General features: G+C 66.2%; 10 protein-coding genes. 8 read left to right on the plus strand and 2 right to left on the minus strand.

Annotated features, from left to right (window positions below):
• Positions 1 to 10 precede the first annotated feature (10 nt).
• Positions 11 to 1438, plus strand: coding sequence for a benzoyl-CoA 2,3-epoxidase subunit BoxB (boxB, locus tag SRAA_RS02885; RefSeq protein ID WP_045530846.1), 1428 nt, complete (start codon positions 11 to 13; stop codon positions 1436 to 1438).
• Positions 1439 to 1771: 333 nt separating this feature from the next.
• Positions 1772 to 3112 carry a benzoyl-CoA 2,3-epoxidase subunit BoxA gene (gene boxA, locus SRAA_RS02890; RefSeq protein WP_045530848.1) on the plus strand — a complete coding sequence of 447 codons (1341 nt, stop codon included), beginning with the start codon at positions 1772 to 1774 and terminating at the stop codon, positions 3110 to 3112.
• Positions 3113 to 3158: 46 nt separating this feature from the next.
• Here boxA and SRAA_RS02895 read toward each other — a convergent pair whose 3' ends face one another.
• Positions 3159 to 4202, minus strand: a complete 1044-nt coding sequence (locus SRAA_RS02895) for a TRAP transporter substrate-binding protein (RefSeq protein WP_045530850.1) — start codon at positions 4200 to 4202, stop codon at positions 3159 to 3161.
• Positions 4203 to 4493: 291 nt separating this feature from the next.
• On the opposite strand from SRAA_RS02895, the gene SRAA_RS02900 reads away from it, so the two are divergent.
• From SRAA_RS02900 to phbB, 6 genes are all read left to right on the plus strand, one after another.
• Positions 4494 to 5597, plus strand: a complete 1104-nt coding sequence (locus SRAA_RS02900; RefSeq protein WP_045530852.1) for an alkene reductase — start codon at positions 4494 to 4496, stop codon at positions 5595 to 5597.
• A gap of 44 nt (positions 5598 to 5641) precedes the next feature.
• On the plus strand, positions 5642 to 6328 hold the full coding sequence (maiA, locus tag SRAA_RS02905; RefSeq protein WP_045530854.1) for a maleylacetoacetate isomerase: 687 nt from the start codon (positions 5642 to 5644) through the stop codon (positions 6326 to 6328).
• Positions 6312 to 7181 carry a peptidoglycan editing factor PgeF gene (gene pgeF / locus SRAA_RS02910; protein ID WP_045530856.1) on the plus strand — a complete coding sequence of 290 codons (870 nt, stop codon included), beginning with the start codon at positions 6312 to 6314 and terminating at the stop codon, positions 7179 to 7181. The genes maiA and pgeF overlap by 17 nt, the downstream gene beginning before the upstream one ends.
• Positions 7182 to 7587: 406 nt before the next feature.
• A complete protein-coding gene (locus tag SRAA_RS02915; RefSeq protein ID WP_045530858.1) occupies positions 7588 to 9339 on the plus strand; it encodes a PHA/PHB synthase family protein in 1752 nt (583 codons plus the stop codon).
• 42 nt (positions 9340 to 9381) lie between these two features.
• On the plus strand, positions 9382 to 10560 hold the full coding sequence (locus SRAA_RS02920; RefSeq protein WP_045530860.1) for an acetyl-CoA C-acetyltransferase: 1179 nt from the start codon (positions 9382 to 9384) through the stop codon (positions 10558 to 10560).
• Between the two features lie 38 nt (positions 10561 to 10598).
• Positions 10599 to 11336 (plus strand): acetoacetyl-CoA reductase, encoded by a 738-nt coding sequence (gene phbB / locus SRAA_RS02925; RefSeq protein ID WP_034112064.1) that lies wholly within the window; start codon positions 10599 to 10601, stop codon positions 11334 to 11336.
• 7 nt (positions 11337 to 11343) lie between these two features.
• Here the strand turns inward: phbB and hpnE are convergent, their stop codons facing one another.
• Positions 11344 to 12723 (minus strand): hydroxysqualene dehydroxylase HpnE, encoded by a 1380-nt coding sequence (gene hpnE / locus SRAA_RS02930; protein WP_045530861.1) that lies wholly within the window; start codon positions 12721 to 12723, stop codon positions 11344 to 11346.
• Positions 12724 to 12739: the final 16 nt, after the last annotated feature.

Below are 12739 nucleotides of genomic sequence, written 5' to 3' on the forward strand. Positions count from 1 at the left end.
GGAGATCAGCATGAGCAGCATCAATTACAGCGAAAAAATTCCCAACAACGTCAACCTCAGCGAAGACCGCACCCTGCAGCGCGCGCTCGAGCAGTGGCAACCCAACTACCTCAAGTGGTGGGACAGCATGGGCCCGGACGGCTCGCAAAACTTTGACGTGTACCTGCGCACGGCGGTGAGCGTCGATCCCCAGGGTTGGGCCCAGTTTGGCCACGTGAAGATGCCCGATTACCGCTGGGGAATTTTCCTCAACCCCGCCGAGCAGGACCGAAAAATCCACTTCGGCGACCACATGGGCGAAGCCGCCTGGCAAGACGTGCCTGGCGAATACCGCGCCAACCTGCGCCGCATCATCGTCACCCAGGGCGATACCGAGCCGGCCTCGGTCGAGCAGCAGCGCCACCTCGGCCTGACCTGCCCGAGCCAGTACGACCTGCGCAACCTGTTTCAGGTGAACGTGGAAGAGGGGCGCCACCTGTGGGCCATGGTTTACCTGCTGCACAAGTATTTTGGCAAGGATGGCCGTGAAGAAGGCGAAGCCCTGCTGGAGCGCAACAGCGGCAGCGCCGACAACCCGCGCATTCTGGAAGCCTTCAACGAAGAGACGCCGGACTGGCTGAGCTTCTTCATGTTCACCTACTTCACCGACCGCGACGGCAAGTTCCAGCTCTGCGCCTTGGCCGAGAGCAGCTTCGACCCGTTGGCGCGCACCACCAAGTTCATGCTGACCGAAGAAGCGCACCACATGTTCGTGGGCGAGTCCGGTGTGAGCCGCGTCATCAACCGCACTTGCCAGGTGATGAACGAGCTCAAAACCGACGACCCGGCCAAGCTGCGCGCCGCCGGTGTGATCGACCTGCCGACCATCCAGCGCTACCTGAACTTCCACTTCTCGGTCACGATCGACCTATTTGGCGCCGACGAGTCCAGCAACGCCGCCACCTTCTACAGCACCGGCCTCAAGGGCCGCTACGAAGAGGGCAAGCGCACCGACGACCACGTGCTCAAAGGTCAGTTCTACAAGGTGCTGAACGTGCAAAACGGCCAACTGGTCGAAAAAGAAGTGCCGATGCTCAACGCGCTCAACGAAGTGCTGCGCGACGATTACATCAAAGACAGCATCGGTGGCGTGGAGCGCTGGAACAAGGTGATCGAAAAAGCAGGCATCCCGTTTCGCCTGAAGGTGCCACACAAGGCATTCCACCGCAACATCGGCATGCTCAAGGGCGTGAAAGTGTCGCCCGAGGGTCGCGTGATCTCTGAGTCCGAATGGAACGCCCACCGCGACCAATGGCTGCCCAGCGAAAGCGACCGCGCTTTTGTCGCCAGCCTGATGGGCCGCGTGGTCGATCCTGGCAAGTTCGCCAACTGGATCGCTCCCCCGGTAATGGGTATCAACCGCCAGCCGGTGGACTTCGAGTACGTCCGGTTTGCCTGACTGTGGACGCGCCCGCACCCCGACTGAGGGCGTGTCCACCCCCCGCCAAGGGGCGATGCCTGCGGCCTGGCAAAGCCAGTTCCGCGGCATCACGGGATGGGTCAGGCGCTCCGGCACAGCCCGGGGTGCGTCTGTGCCCGAGCCACTTTTGCCCGAGGCGCGGTGCGGTGCGGACGGCGCAGAGAGGTTAACGAGCAACTGGCCGCAGGCCGGCGAGGGACACGAACGCAGCGAGCTGCGCTGTGTCGCGTGCTGCCACGTCAACGCAAAAACACCCCTTCGAACTTTCTACCGAACTCAGAACTACACTGCCAAAAAACCACGGAGACTTCCATGAACGCGCCCGCTGAATTGGCTGTGATCAAGCAACACCTGATCGATCCTGAAATTTGCATCCGCTGCAACACCTGCGAAGCCATCTGCCCGGTGCAGGCCATCACGCACGACTCGCGCAACTACGTGGTGGACGCTGAAAAGTGCAACTGGTGCAACGACTGCATCGCGCCGTGCCCAACGGGTTCGATCGACAACTACCGCACCATGCCGCGCGCCAAAGCCTATACGCTGGCCGAGCAGCTCACCTGGGACGCATTGCCGGCAGAGCTCTCGGCTCAAGAGCGCAAAGCGCTGGTGGGCGACGACACGGCTGGCGAGGCGGCACCGGAGGCCGCGGTCGAGGCCGCTGTGGTGGTCAATCCCACTGGGCAGACCGGGTTCCACTCAAGCGCTTATGGTGCCAGCGTGCCACCTTGGAGTGCGGCACACGCCTACACCAACCTCTACGGACCCAAGGCCGCACAGAAAACCGTCACCGCCACCGTGGCCGGCAATGTGCGCGTGACCGAGGTTGGTATACAGGCCGGTCATGACTATGACACGCACCACATCGTGCTCGACTTCGGTGCCATGCCGTTTCCGGTGCTGGAAGGCCAGTCCATCGGCATCATCCCGCCCGGCCTTGACGCCAAAGGCAAGCCGCACCATGCGCGGCAGTATTCCATTGCCAGCCCCCGCAACGGCGAGCGCCCGGGTTACAACAACCTGTCGCTCACCATCAAGCGCGTGCTCGAAGACCACCAAGGCCAGCCTGTGCGCGGCGTGGCCAGCAACTTCATGTGCGACCTGCAGGTCGGCGACAAGGTCGAGGTGATCGGACCGTTCGGCAGCAGCTTCCTCATGCCCAACCACCCCAAGAGCCACATTGTGATGATCTGCACCGGCACCGGTAGCGCACCCATGCGCGCCATGACCGAGTGGCGACGGCGCTTGCGCGCGCAAGCGCTGGCAAAGGCCGAGCGAGCCGGAGCCGCATGGGAGTCGGACTACCAAGGCGGTAAACTGATGTTGTTCTTTGGCGCCCGCACGCAGCAGGAATTGCCCTACTTCGGACCGCTGCAGAACCTGCCCAAGGACTTCATCGACATCAACTTTGCCTTCAGCCGCACTTCGGGCCAACCCAAGCGCTATGTGCAGCACGCCATGGTCGAACGCGCCCCCGATTTGAGCGCGTTGCTGGTCGATCCCAATGCCTATTTTTACGTTTGCGGTCTCAAGGTGATGGAGGAGGGCGTCTTGCTCGCGCTGCGCGACATCGCACACGGGGCCGGGCTGGATTGGTCAGCGCTCAGCGCGGCGCTCAAGCGCGAAGGCAGGCTGCACCTCGAAACGTACTGATCGGTGCGCAGGGCTGGGTGCAGCCCGGCCCTGGCCGGGGGGCGCTTCAGGCCCGGCTGTGTTTCTCGATCAGACGGCGTGCGTTGGCCAGCAGCTCGCGGCCGTTGAAGCCACGCCGATCCATGTCCTGCACCCAGTTGACCTCCACCGGGCGCGCCTGACGCCGGAACTCCTGCGCCTCCACCCCGCGGATGGTGTTGATCCGGTTGCCGCGCTCTTGGGCGATGCGGCGCGCGGGGGCGTCACCCGATTCTTGGCCGCGGCCCAAGGCGGCCGAGGCTTCGATGCCGGTGTTGGCGTCGATCACGCGCTTGAGGTCGGGCGGCAGTGCGTCGTAGCGGCGCTGGTTCATGGCCATCACGAAGGTGGTGGTGTAGAGCGCACCACCAGCAGGGTCGAACTCGCTGTGGAATTGCACCATCTCCTGCACCCGAATCGAGGGCACGATTTCCCATGGAATCATGGTGCCATCGATTACGCCGCGCGACAGCGCCTCGGGGATTTGCGGCAGCGCCATGCCCACCGGGGTAGCCCCCAAGTGGCCAAGCAAGGCGGTGATCATGCGCGTTGGGCCGCGCATGCGCAGGCCGCGCAGATCGTCCGGGCGCGTGATGGCGCGTTCCCGAACATGGAATACGCCCGGTCCGTGAACGTGAAACGCCAGGGAGCGAACCCCGCGAAATTCATCGGCGGCATGGGTCTGGATGTATTCCCAGAAAGCGCGCGAGGTCGCGCCAGCGTTGCTCATCATGAAGGGCAGCTCATACACCTCGGAGCGCGGAAAGCGCCCCGGGGTGAGGCCAGGCATGGCCCAGACCACATCGGCCAAGCCGTCACGGGCCTGATCGAACAGTTGCCCCGGGTTGCCGCCCAACTGCATGGAGGGAAAGTGTTCGAAGCGGATGCGTCCGCCGGATTCGTTCTGGATCTTTTGCATCCAGGGCAGCAGGGCGTTGTTCCAGACCCCAGAGGTGCCCGTTACAAAGGTGTGAAACCGGAGTGTGACGCTTTGCTGGGCAAAGCCAATCAAAGCCGGGGCACCAAGTGCCACGGCAGTGCCGGACTGAAGCAGGGTTCTGCGTGAAAACATGATGGGCTCCTCTGGGGTCCCGGGCGATCCCGGACGGGTGGTTGAAAACGGGCATGGGCGCAGATGTACGGTGCTGCGTCACGAGCACTATAATGCATATAGAAGGAAAAATGTGTCATATTGAGGCCCGCTGGCATCAGTGAATTCCATTAGGTGAATTCCCTTGGTGGCCGTTTGCCAGGTCTTCCAAGCCTTGGGTTTGACGCGGCTGCAGCGGTTTACGATGGCGCGGGTTTGGCGGCGCCTGCTCTGATGGACAATGCGGTATCCCTCCTTTTCGGTGCACCCAGCATGACCCATCTTTTCGAACCCATCCGCGCCGGCCAACTGGCCTTGTCCAACCGCATCGTCATGGCCCCGCTGACGCGCAACCGCGCGCCAAGGGCCGTGCCCACGGCGCTCATGGCCAGCTACTACCAGCAGCGCGCCAGCGCCGGCTTGCTGATCTCGGAAGCCACCGCCATCAGCCAGCAGGGCCAAGGCTATGCCGACGTGCCCGGCCTCTACGCCCCCGAGCAGATTGCCGGCTGGAAGCGCGTCACGGATGCGGTGCACGCCAGTGGCGGCAAGATCGTGACCCAGCTCTGGCACGTGGGCCGTGTTTCGCACACCAGCTTGCAGCCCAGTGGCGGCGCGCCGGTCGCACCCTCGGCCATCCGCGCCCAAACCAAGACGGTGCTGATCCAAGACGGGGCGGCGTCTTTCGTCGACACCTCCGAGCCGCGTGCGCTCGAGCTGGCCGAAATTCCCGGCCTCGTCGAGGACTACCGCAAGGCCGCGCTGGCCGCCATCGAAGCCGGCTTTGATGGGGTAGAAATCCACGCCGCCAACGGCTACCTGATCGATCAGTTCCTGAAAACCGGCAGCAACCAGCGCACCGACGCCTACGGCGGCTCGATTCCGAACCGGGCCCGGCTGCTGCTCGAGGTGGTGCAGGCGGTGAGCGCGGCCATCGGCGGTGGCCGCACCGGCATCCGCCTGTCGCCCGTGACGCCGGCCAACGATGTGCTCGATGCCGACCCGCAGCCGCTGTTCGAGCACGTGGTGCGCCAGCTCGCCCCGCTGGGCTTGGCCTATCTGCACCTGATCGAGGGTGCCACTGGCGGCGCGCGCGCGCTCACCGACCGCCCCTTCGATTACGCCGCCCTGCGCGCCAGCTACCGCGCCGCCGGTGGCCAGGGGGCATGGATGGTCAACAACGGCTACGACCTGGCACTGGCGCAGAGCGCCTTGCAAAGCGGCGCCGACCTCGTGGCCTTTGGCAAAGCCTACATCGCCAACCCCGACCTCGTGGCGCGCCTGCAACAGGGTGGCCCGTTCAATGAGCCCGATCGCAGCACCTTTTACGGCGGCGGCGCCAAAGGCTACACCGACTACCCGGCGCTCACGGCTTAAGCAAGCGGTGGGAGGCTGGCACCCCGGTTTATCCTCATGGCCCCATGAAGCTGTACAACTACTTTCGCTCCAGCACCTCGTTTAGGGTGCGCATCGCGCTCAACCTAAAGGGCTTGGACTGCGAGTACGCGTCGGTGCACCTGGCACGCGGCGAGCAGCGCGAAGCGGCCTACCGCGCCCTCAGCCCCGATGGGCTGGTGCCGCTGCTCGATCTGCAGGGGGTGCCGGAACCGGGGCTATTAAGCCAGTCGATGGCCATCATCGAGTACCTCGACGAGGTCTATCCGCAACCGCCCCTGCTGCCGCCCGATCCGCTGGGGCGCTCGCGCGTGCGGGCGCTGGCGCAGAGCGTGGCCTGCGAGATGCACCCGATCAATAACCTGCGCGTGCTCAAGTACCTGGCGCAGCCGCTGGGGCTTAACGAGGAGCAGCGCGCCGCCTGGTACAACCACTGGGTGGTGCAGGGTCTGCTGGCCTACGAGCAGCGGCTGCGCGAATTGCAGGCCGAACGCGCCGCACGCGCCTTGCCGCCTGCGCGCTACTCCTACGGCGACGCGCCCAGCTTGGCCGACTGCTGCCTGGTGCCGCAACTGATCAATGGGCGCCGCTTCGGCCTGTCCTACGATGCGCTCGACATCCCCCTGACGCTTGCGGTGCTGCAGGCTTGCCTAGAGCTCGACGCCTTTCGCCGCGCCCTGCCCGAGAACTGCCCCGATGCCCCCCCAGTCTGATCCCCACCCCTCGGCCATCGGTTGGCTGCCCGCCCACGCCCCTTGGCCGGCCGGGGTAGCGGCTGGCATCACGCAGCGCAGCGGCGGCGTGTCGGCGCCGCCGTGGGACAGCCTCAACCTGGGCGACCACGTCGGCGACGACCCCATCCACGTGCAAGCCAACCGCCAGCGCCTGGCCGATGGCTTGGCCATGCGAGCGGTGTTTATGCGCCAGGTGCACGGCAACGCGGTGTTGCACCTGCAGGCCGACACGCCCGACGGCCTCACCGCCGACGCCTGCTGGACCGACCAACCCGGCCTGGCCTGCACCGTGCTGGTGGCCGATTGCCTGCCGCTGCTGCTGGCCGCACCCGATGGCGCCAGTGTGGCGGCGGTGCATGCCGGCTGGCGTGGCTTGGCTGGGCAGGGCGTGTCGCAGGGCCGGGCACAGGGCCAGGGCGTGCTGGAGGCCCTGTGTGCGGCTTGGCCGGCGGCGCAGCACCCGAGCCAACGCGCTGCGATTCAGGTCTGGTTGGGGCCGTGCATCGGGCCGCAGCGCTTCGAGGTCGGGCCCGAGGTGCGGCAAGCCTTTGTCTCGCACGACCCGGCGGCGGCGGCGTGTTTTGTGCCGCTGCCGGGGCTGCCGGCCTTGGGTGAAAGGGTGGCTGCTGCGGCGCCCAAATACCTGGCCGATCTGCCCGCCTTGGCGCGCCAGCGCCTAGCCGCCTTGGGCTTTGAGCGTGTGGTGGGCAACGACGGCGGCGCCGACTGGTGCACCGCCAGCCAGCCTTCACGGTTCTTTTCGCATCGGCGCGATGGGGCTAGGCTCGGCAGCAGCGGGCGCATGGCGGCCTGCATCGCTTGCCAGGCCTGAATCGGAGTTGGATTCTGGGCTGGATGGGGGCGTCGGGCCCGCTGATGCCTCGGCCGGCTTCGAGGCGGCTTCGGCCTCTTGCTGCGCCTTGCGCCGCAAGGGGCCGGTCATCAGGTAAACCATGAGGGCCAATGGAAGCAAACCGTAAAAAAACAGCGTCATAATGGCTGCAAACAGGGTGCCCGTGGGGCTGGTGGCTACCGAGGCGGCCATCAGCACCACCACATAAAGCCAAGCGATGACGATTACGTACAGAAACAACATGGGGAATGCGCGTGTTTTGGGGTCCAAACAGGGCCCGCCTTTGGGCTTACCGTTCGCGGGCTGGTTGACAGCGCAGACTGTAGCGCGAAGCGGTTAGCCACACCCGCACCCATAAACCCATGCCCTTTACTAGGAGATAACCATGAACACCCCCCAAAACCCTTGGCTGCAAGCGGCGCAGCAGTTCCAGCAGTCGGCGCTGCAGCAGTGGGGCCAGATGTTGCAGGCCAACCCGGCTGCCGCCACCCCGCAACCGGCTTTCACCCCCTTTGCCGCCCCCGGCGGGGTCGATCTGAACGAAATGCTCTCCAAAGTGGCGGGGCACCCGGTGCAGATCGAGCCTGCGCGGCTGCTGCAAATCCAGAGCGACTACTTGAAGGACCTCGCGCAACTCTGGAGCCAGGGCGTGCAGGTCAAGCCGCCCCAAGACAAACGCTTTGCCGCACCAGCGTGGAGCAGCAACCCGCTGTCGGCCTACGCGGCAGCGGCCTACCAGCTCAACGCCCGCACCCTGGTGGCGCTGGCCGATGCGGTGCAGGCCGACGCCAAAACGCGCGCGCGCATCCAGTTTGCCGTGTTGCAGTGGATCGAGGCCAGCGCGCCCAGCAACTTCCTGGCCTTCAATGCCGAGGCGCAGCAAAAAGCCCTCGTAACCAAAGGCGAGAGCCTGAGCCAGGGCATCAAAAACCTGCTGCACGACCTGGAGCAGGGCCATGTCTCGATGACCGACGAGAGCGCCTTTGAAGTCGGCAAAAACGTCGCCACCACCGAGGGCCAGGTGGTGTTCGAGAACGAGCTGTTCCAGCTCATCCAGTACAAACCCTTGACCGAGCAGGTGCACCAGCGCCCCTTTTTGCTGGTGCCACCGTGCATCAACAAGTTCTACATCCTCGATTTGCAGCCCGAGAACTCGCTGGTGCGCTACGCGGTCGAGCAGGGCATGACCACCTTCGTGGTGAGCTGGTGCAACCCGGACGCCTCGCTGGCCCACAAAACCTGGGACGACTACATCGAAGACGCGCTCATCAAGGCCATCGCCGTGGTGCGCGAAATCACCCGCGCCGAGCAAATCAACGCGCTTGGTTTTTGCGTCGGCGGCACCATGCTGGGCACGGCGCTGGCGGTGTTGGCGGCGCGCGGCGAAAAGCCGGTGGCCAGCGCCACCTTCCTGACCGCCTTCTTGGATTTTTCCGACACCGGCGTGCTCGATGTGTTCATCGACGAAAACTCCGTGCGCCTGCGCGAGCAGCAGTTTGCCAACGGCGGTCTGATGCCGGGGCGCGATCTGGCCACCACCTTCAGCTTTCTGCGCCCCACCGATCTGGTCTGGAACTACGTGGTGGGCAACTACCTCAAGGGCGAAACCCCGCCGCCCTTCGATTTGCTGTACTGGAACAGCGACAGCACCAACCTGCCCGGACCCTACTACGCCTGGTATCTGCGCCACACCTATTTGCAAAACCAGCTCTGCCAGCCGGGCGCGCTCAGCGTCTGCGGCCAGCCGGTGGACTTGGGCCGCATCGACATTCCGGTCTATATCTACGGCTCGCGCGAAGACCACATCGTCCCCATCGCCGGGGCCTACGCCAGCACCCAGCATCTGCCGGGCCCGAAACGCTTCGTGATGGGGGCCTCGGGGCACATCGCGGGTGTCATCAACCCGGCCCGCAAGGGCAAACGCAGCCATTGGGTGGGCTCGACCGAGCAGTTCCCGCCCCAACTCGACGGCTGGCTCGCCAGCGCCACCGAGCGCCCTGGCAGTTGGTGGACCGACTGGTCGGAATGGCTCAAGGGCCATGCCGGCGCGTTGGTGGCCGCACCCAAGGGCTACGGCAACCGCACATACAAGGCCATCGAGCCGGCCCCGGGCCGCTATGTCAAGGTCAAGGCCTGAACTTTTTTACCCTTTCGATTCAACCGCAACAGGAGAGCACACATGCAAGAGATCGTCATCGTCGCCGCCGCCCGCACCGCCGTGGGCAAGTTTGGCGGCAGCTTGGCCAAAGTACCGGCGCCCGAACTCGGGGCCGCCGTGATCAAGGGCTTGCTGCAGCGCACTGGCTTGGCACCGGAACAGGTGGGTGAAGTGATCTTGGGCCAGGTGCTGGCCGCAGGCTCAGGGCAAAACCCAGCGCGCCAGGCCATGCTCAAAGCCGGTCTGGCCAAAGAAACCCCGGCCATGACCATCAACGCCGTCTGCGGCTCGGGCCTGAAGGCGGTCATGCTGGCGGCGCAAGCCATAGCCACCGGCGACAGCGAGATCGTCATCGCGGGCGGCCAGGAAAACATGAGCGCCAGCCCGCACCTGCTGCCCGCCAGCCGCGACGGCCAGCGCATGGGCGACTGGAAGCTGGTCGATTCGATGATCGTCGATGGCCTGTGGGACGTTTACAACCAGTACCACATGGGCATTACGGCCGAAAACGTGGCCAAGGCGCACGGTATCACGCGTGAGATGCAAGACGCCCTGGCTGCGGCCAGCCAGCAAAAAGCCGCCGCCGCCCAAGACGCGGGCAAGTTCAAAGACGAGATCGTGCCAGTCCTGATCCCGCAGAAAAAAGGCGATGCGCTGGTCTTTGAGAGCGACGAATACCTGAATCGCAAAAGCAACCTCGAAGCCCTCACCGGCCTGCGCCCGGCCTTCGACAAGGCCGGCACGGTGACGGCGGGCAACGCCTCGGGCATCAACGACGGCGCCGCTGCGGTGCTGGTGATGTCGGCGGCCAAGGCGGCGGCGCTGGGCCTGACGCCACTGGCCACCATCCGCAGCTACGCCACCACCGGGCTGGACCCGAGCGTGATGGGCATGGGGCCGGTGTCGGCTTCGCAAAAAGCGCTGGCGCGTGCCGGCTGGGGCGTGGGCGAGGTCGATCTGTTCGAGCTCAACGAGGCCTTTGCGGCGCAGGCCTGCGCGGTCAACCTCGGGCTTGGGGTCGATGCGGCCAAGGTCAACGTCAATGGCGGCGCCATCGCCATCGGGCACCCGATCGGGGCCTCGGGCTGCCGCGTGCTGGTCACGCTGCTGCACGAAATGCAGCGCCGCGGCGCCAAAAAAGGCCTGGCCGCGCTGTGCATCGGCGGCGGCATGGGCGTGGCGCTCACCGTCGAGCGCTGAAACGCAATTTTTTTTCCACCCAAACAGAGGGACAACACATGAATCAAAAAATCGCATACGTCACTGGCGGCATGGGCGGCATCGGCACCGCGATCTGCCAGCGCTTGGCCAAGGCGGGCTTCAAGGTCATCGCCGGCTGCGGCCCCACGCGCGACCACCAAAAGTGGATCGACGAGCAAGCCGCGCTGGGCTACACCTTCTACGCCAGCGTGGGCAACGTGGGCGAGTGGGACTCCACCGTCGAGGCCTTCACCAAGGCCAAGGCCGAGCACGGCCCGATCGATGTGCTGGTCAACAACGCCGGCATCACGCGCGACCGCATGTTCCTGAAGATGACCAAAGAAGACTGGGACGCGGTGATCACCACCAACCTCACCTCCATGTTCAACGTCACCAAGCAGGTGGTGCCGGATATGGTCGAGCGCGGCTGGGGCCGCATCATCCAGATTTCGTCGGTCAACGGCGAGAAGGGCCAAGCCGGGCAGACCAACTACTCGGCCGCCAAGGCCGGGATGCATGGCTTCACCATGGCGCTGGCGCAAGAAGTGGCGGCCAAGGGCGTGACGGTGAATACCGTGAGCCCGGGCTACATCGGCACCGACATGGTGCGCGCCATCCGCCCCGACGTGCTGGAAAAGATCGTGGCCACGATTCCGGTCAAGCGCTTGGGCACGCCCGACGAAATCGGCTCCATCGTCACCTGGCTGGCGGGCGAAGACTCGGGCTTTACCACCGGGGCCGACTTTTCCTGCAACGGCGGCTTGCACATGGGGTGATGCGTTTTCAGGCCGCCGCGCAGTGCTCGGCAGCCTGCAGGCCGCTGCGCACCGCCGCCTCCAGCGTGGCCGGGTAGGGCCCGTGCAGGTAGTCGCCGGCTGCCCACAGGCCGGGGGCGATGGCTGCGCTAGGGCGCTGCAAGCCGGGGGTGCAGGCAAAAGTGGCGCGTTTTTCGATCACCGTTTGCTGCACCCGCTCGCCGTGCAGGCCCAGCGCCTGCCGGGCTTGGTCCAGCACGGCGGCTTGCAGCGTGGCTTTGTCGGTGTCGCAGGCGCTGGCCACCAGGGCCAGTTCGGCCCATGCGCCGCCGGTTTCGGCTGGTGTGGCGGCGGCACGGCCCGCTTGCAACCAGTCGCGCCTGAAAGCGAACTGCGCCGGGCTGGCGCTGCCGCTGCTGCGCAGCGCCAGCATGGGGTGCGCGCTCGGCCACGGCTGGCGCAGCCAACCGGCCACATACACCGTGCCGATGGCGGTGTGCTGCAAGGCGGCTGCTTGCGCGATCCACTGCGCCGGGGCCTCGGGCAGGGTGCGCAGCAGGCGCGCGGCTTCGGTGGCCGGGCAGGCCAAAATCACGCGGTCGGCCTCGTATGCGGCGCTGGCGCTGTGCAAGCGCCAAGGGCCGTTCGTCGCGCTGCGTTCCAAGCCCAGGGCGCGCTGGCCCAGGTGCAGTTCGGCCCCTTGGTGCGTGAGCCAGCGCAGCGCCGCCAGTGGCAGCATATCGCCCAAGCAGGTGCGCGGCAGCAGCAGTTGCGAAGCGCGCCAGGGCGGATGGCCGGCCCCGAGCAAGGCGTCGCGCAGCACGGTCAGGAACACCTGCGCGCTGGCCTGCTGCGCCGGGGTGTTGAGGGCGGCCACGCACAGCGGCTCGATGAAATCTTGCCACACCCGCTGCGGCAGGCCGGCGCACAGGTCGGCCACGCTCTCGCTGGGCAGGCAGGCAAAGCCCCTCATGCGCCAGCGCACCGCCGCCATCAACAAGGCGGCCCGGTCGCGCCCGCTCCAGCCGCGCGCGCAGGCGATCGCCGCCACGGTGTCGAGCGGGGCGGGCCAGCGCTGCGCCCAGTCCGGGGTGGCCAGCCCGCTGCCGTCGGCAAAGCGCAAGTCCAGCGGCATGGCGTGCAAATGGTCGGGCAGGTACAGCCCCAGCCGCTGCAGCAGGCCGAGGGTCTGGGTGTAGGCCCCGATCAGGATGTGTTGGCCGTTGTCGAGCGGCATCGGCAGGTCGGGCGGGCAGTCCGGGCTAGGCGTAGGCTCCAGCGCCCGCGCCCGCCCGCCCCAAACCCGCGCCGCCTCCAGCAGCGTGACGCGGCAGCCGCGCTCACTGGCGCGCACCGCCGCCGCCAGCCCGGCCCAGCCACCGCCGACGATCAAGACCCTCCGGTTCACGGCCTGCGCCCCTTGG

It is taken from the genome of Serpentinimonas raichei, from assembly GCF_000828895.1.
Taxonomy (GTDB): Bacteria; Pseudomonadota; Gammaproteobacteria; order Burkholderiales; family Burkholderiaceae_C; genus Serpentinimonas; species Serpentinimonas raichei.